The organism is Natrinema sp. H-ect4, assembly GCF_041894845.1.
Classification (GTDB): domain Archaea; phylum Halobacteriota; class Halobacteria; order Halobacteriales; family Natrialbaceae; genus Natrinema.
Window position 1 is genome coordinate 1 of the sequence record NZ_JBHDYC010000034.1, and the last position, 22,544, is coordinate 22,544.

17 protein-coding genes, 3 tRNA genes and 1 other RNA gene are annotated in these 22,544 nt (G+C 64.8%); 6 read left to right on the forward strand and 15 right to left on the reverse strand.

Annotated features, from left to right (window positions below; genetic code table 11):
- Nucleotides 1–761: 761 nt before the first annotated feature.
- From ACEWFR_RS23060 to ACEWFR_RS23080, 5 genes are all read right to left on the reverse strand, one after another.
- On the reverse strand, nt 762–1,001 hold the full coding sequence (locus ACEWFR_RS23060; RefSeq protein WP_374063241.1) for a hypothetical protein: 240 nt from the start codon (nt 999–1,001) through the stop codon (nt 762–764).
- Nucleotides 1,002–1,279: 278 nt separating this feature from the next.
- Nucleotides 1,280–1,354: transfer RNA gene (locus tag ACEWFR_RS23065), tRNA-Ile, on the reverse strand.
- A gap of 72 nt (nt 1,355–1,426) precedes the next feature.
- Nucleotides 1,427–1,555 (reverse strand): hypothetical protein, encoded by a 129-nt coding sequence (locus ACEWFR_RS23070; protein ID WP_374063242.1) that lies wholly within the window; start codon nt 1,553–1,555, stop codon nt 1,427–1,429.
- A 206-nt stretch (nt 1,556–1,761) separates the two neighbouring features.
- Entirely contained in the window at nt 1,762–2,346 is a 585-nt protein-coding gene (locus tag ACEWFR_RS23075) for a molybdenum cofactor biosynthesis protein B (protein ID WP_374063243.1), read from the reverse strand.
- A 115-nt stretch (nt 2,347–2,461) separates the two neighbouring features.
- Nucleotides 2,462–2,567, reverse strand: a tRNA-Asn gene (locus tag ACEWFR_RS23080).
- Nucleotides 2,568–2,662: 95 nt separating this feature from the next.
- On the opposite strand from ACEWFR_RS23080, the gene cca reads away from it, so the two are divergent.
- Nucleotides 2,663–4,162, forward strand: a complete 1,500-nt coding sequence (gene cca, locus ACEWFR_RS23085) for a CCA tRNA nucleotidyltransferase (RefSeq protein WP_374063244.1) — start codon at nt 2,663–2,665, stop codon at nt 4,160–4,162.
- Between the two features lie 120 nt (nt 4,163–4,282).
- Here the strand turns inward: cca and ACEWFR_RS23090 are convergent, their stop codons facing one another.
- The 3 genes from ACEWFR_RS23090 to ACEWFR_RS23100 all read right to left on the reverse strand — a co-directional run bounded on the left by ACEWFR_RS23090 (nt 4,283) and on the right by ACEWFR_RS23100 (nt 7,292).
- Complete coding sequence (locus ACEWFR_RS23090) at nt 4,283–5,314, reverse strand: histone deacetylase family protein (protein WP_374063245.1); 1,032 nt, start codon at nt 5,312–5,314, stop codon at nt 4,283–4,285.
- Between the two features lie 4 nt (nt 5,315–5,318).
- On the reverse strand, nt 5,319–5,750 hold the full coding sequence (locus ACEWFR_RS23095) for a histone (protein ID WP_098724593.1): 432 nt from the start codon (nt 5,748–5,750) through the stop codon (nt 5,319–5,321).
- A 66-nt stretch (nt 5,751–5,816) separates the two neighbouring features.
- Entirely contained in the window at nt 5,817–7,292 is a 1,476-nt protein-coding gene (locus ACEWFR_RS23100) for a single-stranded DNA binding protein (protein WP_374063246.1), read from the reverse strand.
- A gap of 590 nt (nt 7,293–7,882) precedes the next feature.
- Here ACEWFR_RS23100 and ACEWFR_RS23105 point away from each other — a divergent pair.
- Nucleotides 7,883–7,955 (forward strand) — tRNA-Arg (locus ACEWFR_RS23105).
- Nucleotides 7,956–8,886: 931 nt separating this feature from the next.
- Nucleotides 8,887–10,227: a PQQ-binding-like beta-propeller repeat protein gene (locus tag ACEWFR_RS23110; RefSeq protein WP_374063247.1), complete on the forward strand. Its 1,341-nt coding sequence runs from the start codon at nt 8,887–8,889 to the stop codon at nt 10,225–10,227.
- 211 nt (nt 10,228–10,438) lie between these two features.
- On the opposite strand, the gene rnpB is transcribed toward ACEWFR_RS23110, so the two are convergent.
- Nucleotides 10,439–10,990: RNase P RNA component (gene rnpB / locus ACEWFR_RS23115), an RNA gene on the reverse strand.
- A 106-nt stretch (nt 10,991–11,096) separates the two neighbouring features.
- Here rnpB and ACEWFR_RS23120 point away from each other — a divergent pair.
- Nucleotides 11,097–11,699, forward strand: a complete 603-nt coding sequence (locus ACEWFR_RS23120; RefSeq protein WP_374063248.1) for a TIGR00296 family protein — start codon at nt 11,097–11,099, stop codon at nt 11,697–11,699.
- Between the two features lie 119 nt (nt 11,700–11,818).
- Here the strand turns inward: ACEWFR_RS23120 and ACEWFR_RS23125 are convergent, their stop codons facing one another.
- The 6 genes from ACEWFR_RS23125 to ACEWFR_RS23150 form a co-directional block, all read right to left on the reverse strand.
- A complete protein-coding gene (locus ACEWFR_RS23125; protein ID WP_374063249.1) occupies nt 11,819–13,021 on the reverse strand; it encodes a nicotinate phosphoribosyltransferase in 1,203 nt (400 codons plus the stop codon).
- A 30-nt stretch (nt 13,022–13,051) separates the two neighbouring features.
- On the reverse strand, nt 13,052–14,581 hold the full coding sequence (locus tag ACEWFR_RS23130) for an Hvo_1808 family surface protein (RefSeq protein WP_374063250.1): 1,530 nt from the start codon (nt 14,579–14,581) through the stop codon (nt 13,052–13,054).
- 106 nt (nt 14,582–14,687) lie between these two features.
- Nucleotides 14,688–16,391, reverse strand: a complete 1,704-nt coding sequence (locus tag ACEWFR_RS23135) for an Hvo_1808 family surface protein (RefSeq protein ID WP_374063251.1) — start codon at nt 16,389–16,391, stop codon at nt 14,688–14,690.
- A 138-nt stretch (nt 16,392–16,529) separates the two neighbouring features.
- Nucleotides 16,530–17,549 (reverse strand): SDR family oxidoreductase, encoded by a 1,020-nt coding sequence (locus tag ACEWFR_RS23140; protein WP_374063252.1) that lies wholly within the window; start codon nt 17,547–17,549, stop codon nt 16,530–16,532.
- Between the two features lie 2 nt (nt 17,550–17,551).
- Nucleotides 17,552–19,063, reverse strand: a complete 1,512-nt coding sequence (locus ACEWFR_RS23145) for a vitamin K epoxide reductase family protein (RefSeq protein WP_374063253.1) — start codon at nt 19,061–19,063, stop codon at nt 17,552–17,554.
- Nucleotides 19,064–19,072: 9 nt separating this feature from the next.
- Nucleotides 19,073–21,010, reverse strand: coding sequence for a glycoside hydrolase family 15 protein (locus ACEWFR_RS23150; protein WP_374063254.1), 1,938 nt, complete (start codon nt 21,008–21,010; stop codon nt 19,073–19,075).
- 310 nt (nt 21,011–21,320) lie between these two features.
- On the opposite strand from ACEWFR_RS23150, the gene ACEWFR_RS23155 reads away from it, so the two are divergent.
- Together ACEWFR_RS23155 and ACEWFR_RS23160 are read left to right on the forward strand one after the other, a co-directional pair.
- Nucleotides 21,321–21,893: a cysteine hydrolase family protein gene (locus ACEWFR_RS23155; protein ID WP_374063255.1), complete on the forward strand. Its 573-nt coding sequence runs from the start codon at nt 21,321–21,323 to the stop codon at nt 21,891–21,893.
- Nucleotides 21,894–22,193: 300 nt separating this feature from the next.
- The gene (locus ACEWFR_RS23160) at nt 22,194–22,370 is read left to right on the forward strand and encodes a hypothetical protein (protein ID WP_374063256.1); all 177 of its coding nucleotides are present in this window, start codon (nt 22,194–22,196) and stop codon (nt 22,368–22,370) included.
- The last annotated feature ends 174 nt before the right edge of the window (nt 22,371–22,544 follow it).

The window sequence follows — 22,544 nt, forward strand, 5'->3', positions numbered from 1 at the left end:
ACACGGCGTATCCAAACGCCCCGTCGCCACATCTTCGTATATATTTGTAATCGCCGATCACTACTTAAGGCCTACGAACCACAGGCCCGAAGGTAGTCAGTACCACACACTGATAGGACAGTATTGCTATCGAGAACATAGTGGCTGCAAGACGAGACAGAGCCGGTGAAGCGCGCCGATGCGGTCACCGCATCGTTTACACTCGTCGGACTCAACGAGGCGATTCATCGCGAACCACTGTCTTCGTGGTCAGTGCCCGCTTCTACAGACCGATCTCTCTCACCCTAAGTGCTTAGGAGAGAGACATAAATCCAGTTCGCAATTGTAGAGAATTAGTGAACCACATACACACGTGTCCACTTTGTCAGAAGAAGTGTAAGGATCAAGACCACGTTCGATGCCATCTCCATAGAAAGCACGACAAATTCGAGATAATCGACAAATATCTCGACTCGATTGCACAGAGAGATCCAATTCATTCGGACCAGCAGCGCCCGTTCCAACGCTATAGTAGCCACTGAAACGATTCACACACTGATCGGACAGCTGTCGTTCGATCAGGCGTACAATGACTTCCAGTGGCTACTATAGAAACATCGTCATAGCGCTGGTGGGTATCACTCGAGGACTGTCCACTGTCGGCGCGAACCTCTCGGTTCTCGAGCGCCCGCCGAACGTCCGCGTCAGTCGCTTGATGGGCCGGATGGGCTATGGGCGTTTGACTCCCGACATTGTACAGCCGGTTCGCCAGGACGAACCCGCTACACATCGGTCTCACCTCCGTGACGGCCGGGCGACGTTTCCGGATCCGGAATCGACACGTCGACGCCAGCTGCAGAGCCACGGCTTAGTCGCGCGTACGTATCGCAGTCACCACAGCGGTGGGCTCGGTTGTGGTTGTCACCGAAAACCCGAGAGAAGTGGTCGGTGACGTGGGCTCCGCAGTGCTTGCACATCGAGTTGTCGACCGACGGCCAGGGCGCGACCGTCACGCCGACCACCCCGTTTCGGCTACTAATTTCGCAGGAGGGCGACGACCCGGAACCAGTGACTGGTTCGGTTCAGGTTCAAACGAGGGTAGCGCGGAAACAGAAAAGCTGCGCTTTGAGTGGTTCAGTCCCCAGTTATCAGCCGAATCGGTTTCGGCCACACTTCGGGTTTTTGCGGATGGGCCCTGACGGATTCGTAACTACGCCGATGGCTCGCTTCGCTCGCCGTCGTCTAGTTCGAACCGTCAGGGTTCACTCCGCGAGCCTCGCGAATTGCTCGGCTCACTACATGGGCCCTGACGGATTCGAACCATCGACCACTCGGTTATGAGCCGAGCGCTCTAACCAGACTGAGCTAAGGGCCCTTCAATCGGGAAAAACCGTGCGCGGTAATTAACGTTTGCTGTCCGATTCGCTCGAGCAAAACTGACCTGTTCCTACGCAGTCAGCGCCTCGAGTTCGTCGTCACTCAGTTCGGCTTCGAGTTCCGTCTCGCTGTGTGACTCGAGGATGTCCTCGCGCTCCTCGGCGTCGAGGTCGGTCACGGATTCGAAGTGGTGACACATAGCAATCCGACGCACGCGCTCGTACTCAATAAAGGCTGTTACAGGATATCTGACTGGTCGTCTCGCCGTCTCAGGACGAACGCCCACGGATGGTCGCGTTTCACCGTCCGCAGTTACAGGCAGTCCGTGTCTCGAGGAGGGAACCGCCGCTCGAGTACCGAAGCCGTGATCAAGAGTCGTGTCTGGAGACCGGAAACGCAGCTCACCTACTCGTCCTGGTAATCCGCGAGCGTCTGATCGGTCGTTTCCGCGCGGTGCCGAGTCGCCAGTCCCGCGAGGTGGGGCGATTCGGGGACGATCAGCTCCTCACAGGCGGTTTCGCAGGCGCTCTGGCTCCCAGGGAGACAGAAGACGGGCGTGTCGACGGCGATTCCCGCCGTCGCGCGCGAGGCCATCGCTCGCGTTCCGACTTCGTCCCACGAGAGCGAGCGAAACAGTTCGCCAAAGCCCGGCAACTCGCGTTCGAATAGCGATGCGGTCGCCTCCGGGGAGACGTCGTCGACGGTGACACCGGTGCCGCCGGTGGTACACACCACGTCGATGTCGCGGCGTGCAACGAGGCCGCGAACGGCGGTTCGGATCGCCGAATAGTCGTCCCGGACCAGGAGCCGGTCTCGGACCTCGTGGCCATCGGCTTCGAAACAGTCCTGAATGGTGTCTCCGCCCGGATCGTCGGGATCCGCCGTTCCCGCGCGCGAACTCGAGACGGTGACGACCCCAACGTAGAGCGGATCGATGATATCGTGTCCGTGGTGGTCGGTACTCCGTCGGTCGTCGCTGTCGCTGGTCATGTGTCTACGTCACTGGCGAAGGACGATAATCTCTCCCCCGAAAGCCGGTGGTCGAACTCGCGGGTGACAGTTCAATTGTGGGGCACAGACCAGCCAGTCGCGACGAATCGAGAAGCGCCGAAGCCAGGACTCGAACCTGGGACAACCTCGTATCTGCGGCGGACAGGAAAGACCTGAATCGCCGTAACAGCGAGGTGCTCTACCATCTGAGCTACTTCGGCTCATCATCTGGTAGTCGGGTGCATTTGATAGGGCTTTCGTTTTCCCTGCTCCGGGTTCGATACTCTTTCACGCACCGCTCGAGTACGCGTTCCCAATGAGCGAGGAGGATGCCGACAGCACGGACAACGGTTCCAGCGGTCAGTGCGGAAATCGCGCTGACGACAGTGACGAACCCGACAATCGAGAGCCGGATCACGATCTCGAGCGAGTCGTCGACGAGATCCGAGCCCGGGTCACTCCCGACGACGGCGAACGCGCGCGGCTCCGAGCGGTCGCCGATCGGCTCATGAATCGGGCTGAGACCGCGGCGACCGACCTGTGTGACGACGCCGACGTCTTACAGGTCGGCTCCACTGCGAGAAACACCTGGACCAGCGGTGACCGCGACATCGACATCTTCGTCCGATTCCCATCGGAGCTCGAGCGCGAAACGCTCGAGCAATACGGCCTCGAGGTCGGCCACGCGACGCTGCCCGATGGTCACGAGGAGTACGCCGAACATCCCTACGTTAAGGGGACGGTCGAGGGGTTCGACATCGACGTCGTCCCCTGTTTCCGACTCGAATCGGCGACCGAGATCCGTTCGGCGGTCGATCGGACGCCGTTTCATACTCGGTACCTCCAGCGACGACTGGACGATGAACTCGCCGCGTCTGTCCGCGTCACCAAACAGTTTCTCAAGGGGATCGGTGTCTACGGCAGCGACCTCCGAACCCGGGGGTTCAGCGGCTATCTCACGGAGCTCCTCGTCTGCGAGTACGGCGGATTTCGGCCGCTGCTCGAGGCCGCGGCCGACTGGCGGCCACCGGTCGAGCTCGACCCAGAAGAACACGGTCATACGCGCGAGACGGTTTCGTCGTCTCGAGAGAAGGCAGTCGGCGACACTGGCCTTCCGTTCGACGATCCGCTGATCGTCATCGATCCGACGGATCCCGAACGCAACGTCGCCGCGGTCTGCTCGGCCGAGAACATCGCTCGCTTTCAGCACTACGCCCGGGAATTCCTCGCGTCCCCGCGGATCGACCACTTCGAGCCCGACGATCCGGAGCCGCTGTCCGAGTCGGAACTGCGCGAACACCTCGAGCGCCGGGTCACTACGCCTGTCGCTGTCCGGTTCGACGCCCCCGATCTCGTCGAGGATCAGCTCTATCCGCAGCTTCGCAAGTCGCTGGCGGGCATCACGAAGGGGCTGAACGATCGCGGCTTCGACGTCTTTCGGTCGATGACGATCGCCGACGAAAACGCGGTCGTCTTCGCCGAACTTGCGGTCGATGAGCGACCGGCCGTCGAGCGCCACGAGGGGCCACCGGTTCACGTCCGCGACCACGCGGCCGGCTTCTACGAGTCCTACGCGGACGACTCCGACACCTACGGTCCGTTCATCGAGGGCGAGCGCTATGTCACCGAGCGTGAACGGGAGTTTACCACCGCCCGCGCGTTCCTCGAGAGCGACCGCCTCTTCGACGTCGGACTGGGTGCACACGTCGAGACGGCACTCGAAGACGAGTACGAAGTACTGATCGGACCGGAGATCACGGCGTTGCTCGCCGAATTTGGCACGGAACTGCGAACGTACTTCGAACCGCGGCCCTGATACGGACTGCTGTAAGTCAGTTCCGGCGCGACTGCGATCCAGTCTGCGGTCGCACCGGTACATCGTTACAGCAGACCGTATGAGGGGCACAGCGTCTCGCCACTGCCGCGATCCATTTCGTCAGATATCGTTCAGGTCAACGTCGAGATCGTGGGCCTCAAGCACGTCCTCGAGAGCCGATTCGGCATTGTCGCCGGGTTCGTCGTCGGGCTCGATCGGTTCGCGACCGTCGAAGGTCTCGTGGACGAGTGCCACGCTGTCGGCGAGTACGTCCAGTCCGTAGCCGCCCTCGAGGACGAACGCCAGCGCGGCGTCGGTGTCGGCGGCGAGGGACCGCACGCGGTCGCTCATCAGCGCGTAGGCTTCCGTCGAGAGTCGGATCCGCGAGATGGGGTCGTGGCGATGGGCGTCGAAACCCGCGCTGATGAGGATGAGATCGGGATCGAACGCGGTGAACGCGGCGGTGATCGGCCCGTCGACGGCAGCTAAATACTCCCGGTCGTCGGTGCCGGCCGGCATCGGAACGTTCATCGTCGTCCCGTCGCCGTCACCCTCGCCGGTCTCGTCGACGTCGCCGGTGCCAGGGTAGAGCCCCTGCTCGTGGATCGAGGCGAAGAACACATCGCCTCTGTCGTAGAAGATGTCCTGCGTCCCGTTACCGTGGTGGACATCCCAGTCGAGGATCGCCACCCGTTCGACGTCGTACGCGTCGTGATCGAGGGCATACTGGGCGGCAACGGCGGCGTTGTTGACGAAGCAAAACCCCATCGCGTCGTCGTAGACCGCGTGGTGGCCCGGCGGTCGCCCAATCGAGAAGGGCGTGTCACGTCCTGTATTGCCCTCGAGCGCCTCCTCTGCGGCCCAGCAGGCAAGGCCCGCGCTCTGGCAGGCCGCGTCCCAGGTTTCCTCGACGGCGGCGGTGTCGGGATCCCAGCTCCCGCCGCCGTCGGCACAGAACTCCCGAACGGACTCGAGGTACTCGCGGTCGTGGACGGCCGCCATCGCGTCGAGTTCGCACGGGTCGCTCTCGACGTACGTGACGCCGTGTTTCTTCTTCAGCCGTTCCCGGATCGCCCGTAACCGGTCTGGCGACTCCGGGTGGCGCGAACCGGGATCGTGTGCGAGACAGAGCTCGCTGTAGCCGAACTGCATCGGCTCACTCGAACAGCGAGAAGTACGTCTCGATGTCGTCGTCGGTGATCGTCCGCCGGTCGGCGTGGTGTGCGAGAGTCGCAGCCGCCCGGGCGACGTTATCCGCGTAGTCCTCGAGGATATCGGCGAGGGCGACGCGGGCGTCCATCGAGACGCGATAGCGATCGTCGATTTCCAGCCTGGCGATGCGATCGACCGGCGCGACCGGAAGCTCGAGGTCGTCTTTGTCGACGACCGCTTCGGCGCCGAAATCTTGGGCCATCAGCGTCTTCCGGCCGTCAGCCGTCGCCTCCTCAGCGGCGTCGATTGCGAGTTCGCTCCCGTGTTCTTGAATCCGCGTTGCGAGTTGCTTCGACGCGTCAGCACTCACCCGAAGATTGCCTGCGTTCCGCCGGATGATCGTATCCACCGGGGCGAACGGGAGTTCGACGTTCATATAATGATAGGCGAAGCTAACTCCCTTAACGCTTTTCCTAGGCGGCCGATGAGGTTGCTCGCAGCGTCAGAATACGTCGTTTGCGTCGAGGCGACCGTCGCGGACGACTCCTCGGGCGGTTACCTCCTCGCCGAGACCGACGTCAGCGTCGGTCGCGATGCTCATGGTCGTTTCGCCGTCGTCGAGCACGATCGGGTCACCCGCCTGCACGACGACGCCGGTGAACTCGCGTTCCTCGCCGTCGGACGGTTCCTCCAAGTCGGTCCCGGCGTCGGTACTGGCGCTATCGTCAGTGGCGTCACTCGAGGCGCTCGAGGAGGTGCTCACACCGGCGTCGCTCTCGTCAGAGTCTCCGTCGTCACCGGCGAAAGCAGAGAGGCCGGCGTTCTCGTCGCTCGAGCCGCTCGTATCGCTCTCGGGCTCACTGGTGCCGGACGAATCGGACTCGAGGACCGTGATCGTCGACTGCCAGCCCGCGGAGGCCTCGAGATCGTCCTGCCAGCCGTCCTGAATCTCGACGTCGCCGAGTGCGACCTCGTCACCCGGGCCGATGTCGATGTCGGCTTTGTCGCCCCAGAGGGCGACGCGGATGTCGTCGGTCGCGTCCTGGACGCGGATGTTCCGGACCTGTCCCTCCGAGCCGTCGTCGCGGTCGAACGTTCGCTTGGGGTCTGCCGAGCGAACGACGCCGGCGATATCGACCATCTGATCGATCTCGAGATCCTCGATCGGCGTGCTCTCGGGGACGTACTCGACGTCCTCGTCGACTTCCTTGACGGCACCGCGGTTGCCGACGTGGAGTTCTAGCTGTCCGTCGCGGTCCTTGACGTAGCCGTCGATCACTTCGACGGTCGTCCCGGCCTCAAGTTCAGTTGCGAGATCGGCCTGCTCGTCCCACAGGGTCACGCGGATGCGACCGGTCGAGTCGCCGAGGACGAGGTTCGAAACCTTCCCCTCCGAGCCGTCGTCGCGGTCGAACGTCCGCACGCTGTCGGTGTCCAGAAGCAAGCCGACGAGGTTGACGTTCGAGAGACCGAGCGAGAGGTCCTCGACGGTGTACGTATCGGAGACCTGCACGTCGATCTCGGTATCATCGTCGGGTTGGACGTCGTCCACGCTGATTTCGACGCCGGAAAAGCCCTCCTTGGGTCGGCCCTTGATCCGCAGGACCTGTCCCTCCTCGAGTTCCTCGATGGCGGCCTGGGCGTGATCGTCCCAGAATGCCGCTCGCACGGACCCGGTCTCGTCCGCCACCTCCACGTTGACGACCTGGCCGTCCTCGTCCTCGCCGTCGCGCTCGAACGTGCGCACCTCGCCGATCGAGAGCACCTTGGCGAGGAACTTCGCTTCCTCCATCCCGGGTTCGATATCGGCGATTCCGCCGACCTCGCTCTCGCCGACTTCGTGAGCGACGAGCATCGCCGCTGTCTCCTCGTCTGCGAGTCCCCCCATCTGCTCGACTTTCGCCTCGACGGCCTCGCGAAACTCCTCGAGAGAAACGTCGGCCTCGAGGTCCTCATATACGCCCTCGATGTCGCTCATTCTATGCTCGTGCATGGGTAGGTCGCGCATAAACGTTGCCAATTCGTCGATACTGGTCGTCCCGGTTCGCGCTCGCGTCCCCTCCGACCGCGGGGCCGGCGGCGTCGAATGCCCGAGGTTCGACCGATGGGAACGGGGCAAGTCGGACCGCGTTTCGACGAATCAGCGCGGCGACGCGTTTCTGCGTCGGTCCGGGCCTCGAGACGATCACGTCGGTCCTCGATTCGGTGACGGCTCTCGAACATGCTTCATGCTGGCCGCGCCTTGTGGCTTAAACTACAGGATGCACACGGCACGGTGGCGGTCAATTGGTGGATCCGGTTCGCCAACCGGGGCGAACGGTGCGACCCGCTGGGTCCCCGAAGTCCGCGTTTGACGCGAGAAACCGCGAGCAGAGGGACCTCACAGCGATGGTTCCGCGTGTCGAATGTCGACGTCCTCGATCTCGTCTGGGTCCGAGAGGACGATAGTTTGAGACCGGTGACCGTCTCGAGGAGCCGTAATTGACGCCACAACGGCCACGAAAGTCCGGGGCGGCAACGGGAGCCTTTCGAAAGGGCTTTAATGTCCACGCAGTTACGAAGAGATGAGTCCTGGTAGGGTAGTGGACTATCCTCTTGGCTTGCGGAGCCAGGGACCGGAGTTCAAATCTCCGTCAGGACGTTTCTGCCGACACCAATCCGCGAGCGGCGCGTGGCGTGTTAGCGCCACGAAAAGCGAACGGCGAAGCCGTGAGCAGCGAGCGGCTGGTGTCGGCGAAACTCCCCGGAGATTTGAGCAGGGAAGTCGCAGCGCGACCGAAGGGAGCGACCGTCTTCCTGTGTTCAAATCTCCGTCAGGACGCTCACTCCTAACGAGTGCTTCGCGTTGCTCAGCACTCGCTTCGTCGTTCGGTCCTGACGTGCCCAACGCTCACTTCGTTCGCGTTGGACTCCGTCAGGACGGTTCTCTTCAGGTTCTCTTCACTACGATATCGCGAGTGGAACGTGGCACGGTAGCGCCACGGAACAGCAAGCGTCTGCTATCGAAGAACGCGGGCTATCAGTTCGTCGCGACGAACGGTCCGGCGACGTTCTCGCCGAAGCTCTGTGAGAGATAGTAGCCACTGCAAGTCACTGCACACCTGATCGCACGATAGCTGTGCGATCAGTGTGTAACTAGTTGCAGTTGGTACTATAGCCGCGGTCACGAACTGAGAGCACCCACATATCGGCGGTGACGAGGGTATCCTGCCTTTTTCGTGAGCACAACGGTCCCTTCCACCCGCACGCGGATGAGCACAAATGACGCTGTGGGTTCTGGAGTCGTCCCGGCAACGCTTTGAGTGCACTCGTTGGCGCCCTCAGGCGACGATCGGTGACTGTTGCAGAAATGAAACGGAATGACATAGTATGTTTCCCATATGAATCTGTTTAATTGTAAAATATATAGGATGGCTACCGCACCGTAGAAATGTGTGCACAGAAACACGAGACGACGATTCTTGACGGGATGTGCAACGACTATCGCAGCCAGTGGCGTACTCGCGGGGTCAGGGAGCGCGGCTTCGACGACCGACGCGGGAGGTGAGGTCCCGCCGCAACCACCAGAGGCTGTGGCAGGCTGGTCCGCCGCTCGAGGCGGATACGGAAACACGGCCGCGGTCGGCTCCGACCACGGGTTCGGCGACGGGTTCGATTTCGACACCCTCGAAGTCGACTGGACGGCCGACGCCGGGGGATTGCCGGTCGTCGACGACGGTATCGTCTATCTCCCGGTGGAGGGGGCGGTGCACGCGCTCGATGCCGCCGACGGGTCGCTCGAGTGGCAAAGCGAGGATGTCGGTGCCAGCGAACCGCCGACGGTCGCGTACGGGACTGTCTTCGTGAGCGGCGAGCGGGGCGTCACCGCGCTCGATGCCGCAAACGGGGACGTTCGATGGCAAACCTCGGTCTCCGACGCCACCGATTCCGACGCTGACGAACCCGCCGTCTCGCCGCCGACGGTCGCGTTCGAGCGGGTCTACGTCTCCGCCGACGGCGGGCTGTCCGCGATCGACTGTGAGACCGGCGAGATCGACTGGCGTTGCGACTCGGTCACCGTGACCATCGGCGATCCCTGGGAAGAACAGAACGAAGTCGACCGAACGATCGAGGGGGGAGTGGCGGCCACCGACGAGTGCGTCTTCGTGCTCGCCGAAGCGGGAACGATCGTCGGTCTCGATCCGCTGACGGGCGAACAGGGGCTGACGCTCGATACATATTATTATTACCTGTACGACCTCGTGGCGACCGACGGGCGGGTATTCGTTCGAACCGAGTCAGAGGAGGTCGTCGCCTACGATTCGACGACCGGCGAGCGCGAGGAGGGATGGAGCGGCGGGATCCGCCGACTCGCCGTCCGCGGGGAGACGCTGGTCTTCGTCACGGGATACGAACTCGTCGCGGTCGACCTCGAGAGTGGCGACGAGCGGTGGTCCGTGGGGAAGTACTCGCACAGTATCGGCGATCCCGTGATCGCTTGCAACGCAGTCCTCGTCAGCTTCGGGTTACAGGGTGGCGAGTACGAAAACTCGCTCGTCGCGTTCGATCTCGACGACGGCAGCGAGCAGTGGGTCTTCTCGCGAACGGAGAGCGCGTTCGTGGGAGGGGGGTGTGCGGTCGCCGATCGAACGATCTACATCGACGACGGCGGGCTGACCACGATTCGCGCAAACGAGGGCGAACGCGACGAGGGAGACGAGGAAGCGGAGGGAGACACGGGAGACGACGAACGCGGTGAAGCCGACGAAACCGACGGCCCGGATTCGAACACCGCGGATGAGGTGCAGACCGGATCGGACGAAACCGAAGATGGCGGAGAGACCGACGTCCAGAACGAGAGTGACGACCCAGAAACCGACGGAGAACAGCGAACCCGATACATGCTACGGGCGATGTGGAGCTGGATATCGTAGCGACGCTGGATGTCGTAGTAGCGCGGGATATCGTAGCGAGGGAGTTCCCCTCGGCGAACCCGGCGGGGCCGAAGCCGCACCGATCGCGCCTCCGCTTCGGGAAGCGATCCGCAGTAGTCGACGGTGAGGAAGGACGGGGGTCCGCACGCGCCGTTAGAACACTCGAGCCCGACTGCCTCAAGCCGGCGTACCCTCTCTCGAGGGTGAAACTGGGTGAGAGGAGTAAGCCCCCTTCTGTTCGGCCCGGCATTCGGCTGAGCGTCCGCGCCGTCCGCGGCGAGGCCGCGGGGTGTTCGGGCTACCACGGCGCGGACTTGCACCGGTGAGGATTCGCCGTTCCATCGATCCTCGGCCAGCAGTGGTGGTCGATCACGCCGAGCGTGATCCGCGGATTCAAACCGCGAGCGATATGCGGCCACGCGCGGCTCGCGGCTATCGCCGCTCGCCTCTCGGCGGTTCTCGCGCCAAAGGCGCTCCGAACCGCCCTCCCTCTGCGGGTCAACTCCCCTTCCTCTCGGTCGGGTTCGCACGCATCATCGGTCTGGCCGAGACGTGTCGTTTCTGTTCCAGAGCCAGCGGTCTCCCGCTCCGGACTTGCGTCCGGTCACCCGCCCGAACGGGTGGGGGGACTTTCCTCGCGAGCGTGGAGCGACTCGGAGAGTCGGTCCACGTTATGAGCGTGATGCATCCCGAAGGGATGAGCCACGCCAGGTGGTCGCGCCGTCGCCGGCGGGACCATCGCGGCAGCCAGGCTCTCTCTCCCACCGTTTCTTGGGGCGTCGGTCGAATAAGTCCCCCGGTTGAAGACACAAAAAGCGGCCCGTGACGAATGGAAGCGTTTTAGGACGACTATCCCCTTGTCCATCTGTATGTCCCAGGGACAGGGCGTCGACCTTTCCTACGAGGACGGTGCGCGCGCGGTCGAACTCGCGCGTGAATCCGTCGACTCCTACGTACGACACGGGCAGCGAGAACAACCAGGCAGCATGCGCGAGGCCTTCTACGAGCGGACCGGTGCGTTCGTCCGCCTCGAGTCGACCCGCGGCCGGGGGAGCCTGCGGGGCTGTGCGGGTGGCTACCACTCGGACGACCAGCTCGGCCACGTCATCGTGGACGCGGCAATCGAGGCCGCCAGCGAGGACTCCTGTGGCTCAGAGGTGAGCCCCTCGGAACTCCCGAACCTGACGGTTTCGGTCTGTACCGTCAGGAACGTGCTGCTGACGGACGACCCGCTAGCCGATCTCGAGCTCGGCACCCACGGCGTTGCCATCGACGGCGGCGGCGAGGGCGGCTGGATGTATCCGACAGTACCGGTCGAGAACGACTGGAGCGCCCGCGAGTACCTCGATCGAACCTGCCGGAAGGCGAAGCTCGCACCGGGTGCCTGGCAGAACGACGACGTCATCGTCACGCTGTTCGAAGGCCAGGTCTTCCGCGAGCGAAAGGCCGACGGCAGCATCGAGGAACTCTGAGAAGGTACGGGGGAACGGCTCGAGTCGCGCGTCGCGAGCGTGAACGCAAGCGCGGACCGCGAGGTTTTGGGGCTGCTTCTCGACCGACAGTACCGACCGTTTCGGCTGGAAAGTTCAATCTATTGATTTGAGAACGCGACCCGATCGGCATCGGACAGACACCGCTCGCTGGCCGCCTCGAGGTCGAATTCCCGGACGATCTCGCCGTCCCGGATCAGCGGCTCAAGCAGCGCCTCACCCTCGTCGGGGCCGTCGCGGTCGGCCAGTGCGACGTGGTGACCGCCGTCGGGTGTTCGGTAGACATCCTTACCCCCCGACAACTTACCTCGCTTGGAGATTGGGCTGCCCTCATCGCCGGACTGCGTCCGGTTGCTCGAGGGATCGGAAGATCCCTCGCTGATTTCCACGATATCGAGGCTGAAGTCGACCGAGTCGGCACCCGTAATGTGGCTGCCGACGCCGAAGCCGTCGGCGACGTCGCGCAGCGGGCGGATGGTTTCGGGCTCGAGGCCGCCGCTACAGAAGATGTCGACATCCTCGTGACCGCGGGCGTCGAGTTCCCAGCGGACTTCGCGGATGATGTGCCGGAAGTCGCCGCGACGAGAGCTCGTGGTGTCGATCCGAACGCCGTCGAGATCGTCGCCGAGCGTCTCGGCCGCCAGCAGGCTCTCGCTCTTCTCGTCCCAAAAGGTGTCGACCAGCGCGATCCGAGGCACCTCCTCGCCGACGGCCTCGTCGAACGCCGTCCACGCCGCGGCCTGATTGCCCTCGCCGAAGCAGAACATGAGCGCGTGGGGCATCGTCCCGCCCGCTTCTCGGCCCAGAACCTCGCCCGCAGCAACGTGAGAGAAGCCGTCGAGACCCGCGAGCAACGCGGCCCGCTCGACCGTCGTCGCGATCGAGGGATGAACGTGGCGCGCGCCGAAAGAGAGGACAAGCGACTCGGGAGCCGCCAGTCTGGTCTCGAGGGCGGCCGTCGCGAACCCGCTGGGCTGGGACAGAAAGCCAAGCAGCGAGGTCTCGAGTTCGGCGAACTCGAGGTAGGGACCCTCGATCCGGAGGACGGGGCCGCCGTCGAACAGCTGGCCGTCGGGAAGCGCATCGACGTCGACGCCGCGCCCCTCGAACAGCGTTGCCACGTCTTTCACGCCGGTAAACACGTCGAACTCCCCCGTTGGGAACTGATCGGCGGTGACTTCGGCGACGACGCGGGGGTTCTTGTCCGCGTGCTCGAGCGTCTCCCGCGTGCGCTCGAAGTAAGCATCAGTCGCGTCCCCCTCGAGAATCGCCGCCGCGGGGACGGTTCCGAACGGATTTGACATATCGTCGGTTTCCCGCGGGAGACAAAAAAGCTACCCGTCTGCCGGCGCGCGCGACGTCTTCGGTGGCCCGTCCGGCGACGCCGATGCGGACCGTGGCGACGCGTCGACCGGAGTCGATTCGGAGATGCTCGGCGGCTCGAGGGAGACTGCAGGTTCGAAGGCGGCCCCAGACCTGCCTTGGTTCGAGCCCGATTCAGCGGGACGGATCGCCTCGAGGTCGTCGACGGTCGGCGCGCCGACGATTTCGACCGTCTCGCCGGTGACGGAAATTCGATACGCCCCCTCGAAGGCCTCGCCCTCGGGGATCCGGTAGACACCGTTTCCAGCAGTGTCGGCCCGTTCGGCCCCGCGGTTCGCGAGGAGCTGTCGGTACGCATCGCCGAACGCCGCCGCGTCGGCGCGGCTCTCCCAGGCGAGCCGCCAGACGTGGCCTGTCCGATCCGGTTCGTCCGTCCGCTGGTACACGCGGATGCTATCGCCGGCCCAGCCGGCCGTCGCGGGATGTGAGTAATTGTACTGCGAGCGCTCGGTCGTCCCCTCGGTGAGCGGGCGCTCGATGACGCCGTTCGCCCAGAGCGTCGCGAACAGCGTGGCCTCGCCGATCGTCTCCGTCCGAATCTCGCCGTCATCGCCGTCTCCACCGTCCGTGATCGGTTGCCACTCGTCGCTCGAGCGGTCCGCGATCGAGACATCGACCGGCTCAGTGTCCGGATAGCGCTCCGAGTGGATCAGCTGGGCGGTGCTCCGGGGCGGGGCATCGTGGGCGGCGTCGACAGCGTCCCAGCCGCCGCGCTCGGAGAGATCGGTGACGAACGGCGGCCCCTCGGTGTAGGGCACGTAGATCGAGAGGAAGAGCCCGGCGTTGAACGGACGATCGGCGAGCGTCTCACCTCCGGTCGTCGGCGGCTGGACGGCCGGCAGACACTGCCACTCGTTCCCGCACCGACGATCGTACCGATCGGGGACGACGATCGCCTCGCCCTCGAGCAGGCCGTTTTCGGCGCGGATCCCATCGATCGTCTCGCTCTCGCGAGCGATACCGAACCGTTGATCCTGCAGCGCGTGGGTCAGCTCGTGGATCAGGATCCGCCGATTGATCCGGATCTCGTCAGTGTCGTCAGCAATAATGACGATCCGGTCGTTCACGTAGTAGCCCTGGATAGAATCGCCGTAGAGATCGTCGAACGCCCGATTGACATCCGTCTCGCCGTCGACGAGGAACGCCCCGCGCCAGAGCTCGTTGGTGAACGCCGACGCGTTTCCGGTCCCGTCCGATCGCTGGTCGCGGTACTCGGCGCGGCTCATCACCTCGAGGTCGACATCGCGGTCGTATTTCAGCCCGCGGACGACCTCGATCCGGGCCATCGAGCGGTGTTTCACGGCCTCGAGTTGCGCCTCGGTGAGGCCGTCGCTCGCGTCGAATTCGAAGACGTCGTCGTGGGCGTACTCGCCGACGTGCCCGAGTTCGCGGTCCGCGTCGAACCCGTCGGGGGAGCCGGGAAGTGCACAGCCCGAGAGCACGACCAGTGCGACGACGGCGAACAGTCGGCCGCGGTTCATTGGATCACCGTTCGGCGAGGTTGTGAAAGCGCCGTCGATCGGGCGGCAGCGAAAATGCGGTGTCGGTCAGTTTCGAGGACGGCACGTGGCTCGTTCGGTACCCCGGTCACTGTCGGCGGCGGCCAACGGCGAACCAAGTCGCCGATCCGAGCAGTGCAAGCCCGATCGCGCCCGCTGCGGCCGTCACACCGAACCCGGGAATGGGGTCGGGAGCAGCTTCGGGTGCCGCGCCGGCCTCGACGTTCGACAGCTCTGCGACCGACGGGGCGCGGACGATCGTCACTGTCGTTCCGTTTTGCTCGAGGTAGTACGCGCCGGCGTACCCGCCGTCGTCGATCACGAAGGTGTCCTGGCGATCGTCGACCGCCTCGGAACCGTGGTTGTCGAGTAGCCGGCGGTAGCCGTCGAGGAACTCCTCGGAGTCCCCGGCCGACTGCCACTTCGTTCGCCAGACGTAGCCGGCCTCTCCAGCCGCGGCAGCGGAATCGCTCTCGTTGTCGATCTCGTCGCTGGTGTAGACGACCAGCTCGTCGCCGGCCCAGCCGTCGGTAGCGGAATGGTCGTAGTTGTAGCTTCCGTCCTCGCTGCCGAAGAGTTCGCTAGCGCTGATCACCGACGATTGGCTCCCGTCCATCGCGTCGGCAGCGAACATCGCGACCATGCCCGCTTCGCCGACGGTGTCGTTCGCCACCTCGTCGTCGACGGAAAGCTGTCGCCAGCCGTCGCTCGAGCGGTCGGGGACCGAAACGTCGGTCGGCTCGCGCTCGGAGCCGGGGTGAATCACGGCGGACGTCGTTGCGGGCGGGTTGTCGTAGGCCGCGTTGACCGCCGACCAGCCTTCACCCTGACGGCGCAGGTGGTCAACGTAGTCGGGGCCGTCGCTGTAGGGCTGATAGACGGCGAAATAGATGCCCCAGTTGACGTCGAAGGTTCCGGCCTGTTCCCCGCCGCTGGGGCTGAGACAGTCCCACTCGGAGCCACACCGCGCCTCGTACTCGCGTTCGACCCAACTGGCGTCGCCTTCGGCCAGCCCGTTGCCGGCCAGTTCCGCGTCCTGCGTCGAGCCATGGAGCTGCGACAGGTTGAAGCGCTGGTCCTGCAGCGCATGGACGAGTTCGTGGCCGAGCGTCAACTCGTCCAGTTCGGGCGTCTCGGGGTTCTCGGAGACGATGACGATCTCGTCCGTTTCGGGGTCGTAGTAGCCCTTAACGGCACCGCCGTACACCGTCTCGGTCGCGTCGGCCGCCGCCGTCTCCCGATCGACCGTGAACAGCGCCTCGTAGCCGACGTTCTGCTCGAGTCGTTCGGCCGCGGTATAGTTCGCGAAGCGCTCCTCGTTGGTCTGCCGGTAGGTCTCGCGGGAGACGACGTCGACGGCGACCTCGTCCGCGAACGTCATGTTACGGATCGTCTCGACGCGGGCCATCGCTCGATAGATAACGGGATCGAGTTCGTCCTCGTCGACGACCGCGTTCGGCTGGCCGTCGACGGCCAGCTCGTCGTCGTACCAGTAGCCCTCGACGTAGCCGACGGTGTCCTCGGTCGAGGGGGTCTCGGGACGGGCGTCCTGTGTCGCGGCCACCGCGCTCGAGGCCGTGGCCGACTCGAGGGCCGGCGTCCGATCGGTCATCGCGGCCGGCCCATCGGGAGACGTGGTGGTTACTCCGTCGAAAGTCGTGGCGGACGCACTATCTGACGCCACGGCCGAACTGGTCGCCACCAGCGGGCCGGCGAGCCCGCCCGCCACCGTCATCACAGCGAGGACGACCGCGAGCAAAGCGACGGACGAGCGTGTGCGCGTCGGTTGCATCTGAAGTGAGTAGCTATCCGTTAGAATGGCAGTGCAAAAAGCACGACGGTTGTACCGCTCGGAAACCGCGGCGAACAGTAACGAACGGTGATCGGCGACGGACGGCGAGAGTGGATGTCCATACGTCGTGTGAGCGGCTCACCCGGATTCGGCCGATGCGGCCCATCGACCGAGAAACGCGCTTACGATCACGGCCGCGAGGGCGGCGAGCAGGGCGATCGCTCGCCGGTGCATCGACGCCTGTAGCTGGTAGCTCCGATCACGAGCCCGGTCGTCGAACGGCCCGTGGGCGCCGAAGTCTCCGGACAGCGGCTCGTGGAGGTTGTTCTCGCGGTCCGGATCGGTCGGCTCGTCGATCAGCTGGGAGTCGTAGCCGCCGCTCGCGAGTATGTTGTCGAGCCGCCGCGGAATCAGGCGGTTGCCCAGAATCGCCTTCACCGTCGATCGACCGACCCACAGTTCGTCCTTGCCGCGGTCGACGGTCCACGTGATCGATCGAGCGGCGACCTCGGGCTGGTAGATCGGTGGCACCGGCTGGGGGTTCTTCGGCATTCGGCTCTTCGACCACTCGAACTGCGGAGTGTTCATCGCGGGCATCTGTACCATCGAGAGCTGGACGTCACAGTCGTCGTGGATGAGTTCCGTCCGCACGGACTCGGTAAATCCCTGGATCGCGTGTTTCGCGCCGCAATAGGCCGATTGCAGCGGGATGCCCCGATACGCCAGCGCGGAGCCGACCTGCACGATCGTCCCTTCGTCGCGGGGGCGCATCCGCTCGAGCGCGACCTGTGTGCCGTGAACGTAACCCAGATAGGTGACCTCGGTGACCCGCCGGTAGTCCTCGGCGATCATCTCTGCGGCCGGCGAGAACACCGACACCATCGCATTGTTCACCCAGATATCGATCGGCCCGAACGCGTTCTCGACGGTCTCGGCCGCGGCGTTAACCTCGTCAAAATCGGAGACGTCCGTCGGAACGACGACCGCCTCGCCGCCCGCTTCCTCGACGTCTTCGCGCGCGCCCTCGAGGCCGTCCTCGCCTCTCGAGAGCAGGCCGATCTTCGCACCGCGTTCGGCGAACGCACGAGCGGTGGCTCGTCCGACGCCGGCCGATGCGCCCGTGACGACGACGACTTCGGAGTCAGTGGGTTCGGACATGGTTAGCTACTGAGGGGGTTGAGTCGATCGAACGTTTGGAGGGTGGCGTACTCCTCCCAGCCGCCGTAGCGGTCCTCGAACGAACCGCGCGGGACGCTGAGCACCACGATGAGTGCGGCGGCGGCGACGGCATTGATCGCGGCGAGCGTCGGGACGCCGTCGAACAGCCAGGGGGCGACGGCAACCCACGCGACCAGGGGAACGTTCAGGAACCGAATCGCGCGCGCGGGTTCGGCGGTCGCGATCACGGTGAAGGAGACGACCAGCGAGCCGACCAGGTGGCTGCTATCGGCCATGAGCCCCGTCGTCTCGAAGACGGTCGGCGAGAGCATGAGCCAGACGCCGAGCGCCATCGCGCCCAGCAGGGTCCACGGAATCGAGACGCCCCAGAACGGCTCGCTAACCGGCGAGTCGCCGATCGGTCGCTCCGAGGTCATGTCGACGCCCGCCTCGTCCTCGGGGATCGTCCCGCCCATCCAGAAGGCCGTCCAGAGGCTGTCGCCCTGGCCCATTAGTCGGACAACGTACTGTCCCATCGCGACGACCTCGTCGACGGTCAGCGAGATCATCCAGAGCATGCCAAAGGCCGAGAGGAGGCAGAGCGTACACCACGTCCCGACCATGATCGGCTGGGTGATGACCAGCAGCACCTGCGCGAAGCCGAGCGGGATGACGACGACGCCGAAGAAGGCGACCATCCACGGCATCGTCCGCCAGCGCCGGCGGTCGCCCATGAATCCCATCAGGGCCTCGACCGAGTAAGCGACCGCGCCGAGGCCGGCGTCCGAGACGGGGAACGCCTCCGAGACCCGCGACGTCAGTATCGCCTGGGTTCCCGGATCGTACAGCGGGTCCCAGACGCTCTCGATGTAGCCCAGTTGGAAGGCGGCCATGTACCACGAGGCGAAGAAGCCGATGATCCCGAGCGCGATCAGCGGCGCGCGCTGGGCCCCCGTCGAGGGGTTGTACGACCAGCCCGGCGGGACGGTCGGTCCGTCCATCTCCGAGCGCATCACGATCAGTACCGAGAACGTGATCACCATGGTCCCCACGAGCGCGTTGTTGGCGTAGGCCGCGGCCGTCGGCGCCCAGAACGCGATCGGTGCGAACACCAGCCAGAGGCCCACGAATCCGTTGGCGTAGTTGGCGTAGCCGTTCTCGCGGTAGATCGTGATCCCCGCGAGTGTGATCAGGACGAGCCCGCTGACGATGCCGTTCCAGACCATCAGCGCGCTCCCATAGTCCAGTGCCGGCGTACTCGCGAGGAGCCAGATCCCGAGCGAGATGACGGCGTACTGGGGCCAGATCTCCTCCGTCGGATGTTTGAGCATCATGTCACCCGGCCGCATCGAGTCGCCGTCGTCCCCGTCTCCGCTGGGATCACCGTTTCCGTCTCCGCCGCCGTGTCCATTTCCGTTCCCACCACCGCCGTCGGCCCGCGAACGTCGGTCTCGAGCGTCCGTCGTGACGGCGGTGTGTTCGTCGGTCGCGTCGTGAGTGCTATCTTCTGTCATCAGTATCTCTCACTCGGTGTCGTTCGTTCCGCGGACGATCGCTCCGCTCGAGGCGACGTCCTCGAGCGACTCGTTACGGCCCAGGGGTGCCGGCGACGCCGCGGCGCTGGAACCCACGTTGCTCGAGCCGTTCGAATCGGCCAGCGAGAGCGCGCTGTTGAGCAGGCCGATGTGACTGTACGCCTGCGGGTAGTTACCCCGCTGTTCGCCGCTCTCGGGATCGACCGCCTCGGCCAATAGCCCGAGCGGACTGGCGTACTCGAGGACGGACTCGAAGCGATCGCGGGCCTCCTCGGTTCGCCCCGCGAGCGCGAGCGCGGTGACGAGCCAGAACGAGCAGACGAGGAACGGGCTGTCCTCGCCGGGGAGCCCGTCCTCGCCCTCGTACCGGCGGACGAGGCCGTCGTCGGTCACCAGCCGGTCGATCGTCGCATCGATCGTCCCCCGCACGCGATCGTCGTCGGCCGGGAGGAAGCCGACGACCGGGATAAGCAGGTTCGCCGCGTCGAGCGTGTCGTCGTCGCCGAAGGCTCGCACGAAGCTGTTCGCCCCTTCGCTGAATCCGCGCTCGAGGATCGCCTCGCGGACGTCGTCCCGGGCCGCCCGCCAGCGCTCGATCGGAGCCTCGACGCCGTTGGCCGCCTCGGCGAGCCTGATGCCGCGGTCGAGCGCCGTCCAGCACATGACCTTCGAGTAGACGAATCCCTCGTGGTCGGTCCGCATCTCCCAGATACCGGCGTCCGGCTCGTCCCAGCCTTCGGAGACGTAATCGACGAGGCCACACACTACCGTCCAGTCGTCGGACCGCATCGGCTCTCCGTAGCGAACGCTCTCGTAGAGCGCGAGCACCAGTTCGCCGTAGATATCGAGCTGATGTTGGTTCTGTGCCGCGTTTCCGACGCGAACGGGAGCGGAGCCGCAGTATCCCTCGAGGTGGTCGAGGACGCGCTCTTCGAGGTCGCTCTCGCCGTGGAGGCCGTAGACTGGCGGCATCTCCGCCGGCTCGTGCCGGCTGCAGTGGTCGAGACACAGCTCGAAGTAGGACCGGGCCTCCTCGAGATGGCCCAGTTCGGCCAGCACCCGGACGGTGAAGGCCGAGTCGCGGATCCAGTTGAAGCGGTAATCCCAGTTGCGGACGCCGCCGACGTCTTCGGGCAGCGAGGTCGTCGGTGCCGCACACACTGCGCCCGTTTCTCGGTGAATCAGGAGTTTGAGAACGAGCGACGAGCGGACCGCGAGGTCGTGCCACTGACCGCCGACGGGACAGTCCGTCTCGTCACAGTCGTGGACCCACGACCGCCAGTAATCGACCGTCTCGGCGAGCGTCTCCCGGTGCCGCGACGGCTCGAGGGAGATTTCCTCGCCGTAGCCCAGCACCAGCCAGCGCGTCTCGCCGACATCGAGCGCCACCGTTGTGCGCGCCCCACGTCCGTCGGCCGACGGTTCGAGCGGGACATCGCTCGAGAGGACGGCACGCTCGCCATCGCTGGTCGCGACGACGCCGTCGCCCACGGACTCGATTTCGGGCACGTCACGCGCGTAGTCGAATCGGGGATCAAACTCGATCTCGACCTCGAGCGGGCCGTCCTCGCACTCGAGTTTGCGATAGATCGCGGGCGGCCAGTCATCGGGCCCGATCGCCCGGTCATCGGATCCAATCGCCTCCGGGACGGGCATGAAGTCCGTCACCGTTGCGCTCCCGCTGGCGGTCCGAAACGTCGTCTCGAGGACGTTCGTCCGGTCGCGGTAGCGCTGGACGGACTCGAACGATTGGTTCGGTCGGACGGCGAAGTGGCCGCCGCGGTCGGCGTCGAGCACGGCGGCGAAGACACTCGGCGACTCGACGTGCGGGAACGGACACCAGTCGATCGAGCCGTCTCGACCGACGAGGGCGACCGTGTTCCCGTCGCCGATCGCGCCGTACTCCTCAAGGCGTTTGTAGTGCATGATAGCGTCGGGTTCGACCGCGTCGTCACCGTCTCGCGACTGCTGTGCGAACGAAGCAATTCGGCTCGTCGGCGGACAATCCGTTCGGAGGCACTGCGTCCGGTTCCCTATTCGGCAGTCATTCGAATGGTCGCCATGCTTGCAAGAGACGGGATTCGGCCGGCGACGGCGGGTAGACCGGCACCGAAACACAAACCGCGGACGCACGTCCTCGAGGTCCACTGGTGAGCGATTCGAATCCCTCTCGGACACTGGCTTCCCTCCCGCCCCGCGAACGTTTTTACGATCCCGTTCGTCCCACCGACTAGCTATGCAACTCGAACCGGATCACACGGCAGTGGTGATCGTCGACATGCAAAACGGGTTCTGTCACCCGGACGGCTCGCTGTACGCGCCGGGCAGCGAGGCGGTGATCGAACCGATCACTGACCTCCTCGAGCGCGCTCGCGGAGCCGGCTCGCAGGTTATCTTCACCCGCGACGTCCACCCGCCCGAACAGTTCGACGACGCCCACTACTACGACGAGTTCGAACAATGGGGCGAACACGTCCTCGAGGGGTCGTGGGAGGCCGAGATCGTCGACGAACTGACCGTCGCGGACGGGGATCACGTCGTCGAGAAACACACCTACGACGCCTTCTACAACACCGAACTCGAGGGGTGGCTGAACGCACGCAACATCGACGATCTGGTGATCTGTGGCACGCTCGCGAACGTCTGCGTGCTCCACACCGGCGGCAGCGCGGGGCTGCGGGACTTCCGGCCGATCATGCTCGAGGACTGTATCGGTGCGATCGAGGACGACCACCGCGAGTACGCCCTCGATCACGCCGCGTGGCTCTTCGGCGAGGTCGAACCGAGCGAGAATCTCGAGTTCGCCTGAGTCGGGCGTTGTCCGTCTCTATATAGTAGCTACTGAAAGTCAATGCACATCTAATCGCATAACGACGTTTCGATTAGTGTGTAATTCGTTTCAGTGGCTACGATAGTAGTCTGCCCGCGCTATTCTCGTCACCCATCGCCCGGGTCGGAGTCGTACGCGGTATCGGAACGGTCCGCAGATCTCGAACTGCAGTGTTTTATTCGAGCGGGCCCGAAGCACGACTATGAAGACGAGCTTTCGCCGACGCTCGAGACCGCCGGAACGACCGCGCCTCGAGTCGCGGGCGGACGGTGAGGATCGATGAGCGAACGACGGTGGAAATCGGTGTACTTCGTGGGGATCGCGCTCAACGCGATCGCGTTCGCGAACGCCGTCATGAACGGGTCGTGGCTGTTCGCCGGCGTGTTCGCGTTCGTCGCCGTGTACCTGGTGGTTCGACTTCGGATGGTGACACCCGATACCGATAGCAACAATTGAACCGAGTTACGCACTGATCGAACAGTCTGCAGTTCGGAGCGGCGCGGTTCGGAGCGGCGCGGTTCGGAGCGGCGCGGTTCGGAGCGGCGCGGTTCGGAGCGGCGCGGTTCGGAGCGGCGCGGTTCGGAGCGGCGCGGTTCGGAGCGGCGCGGTTCGGAGCGAACGCAGTGAGCG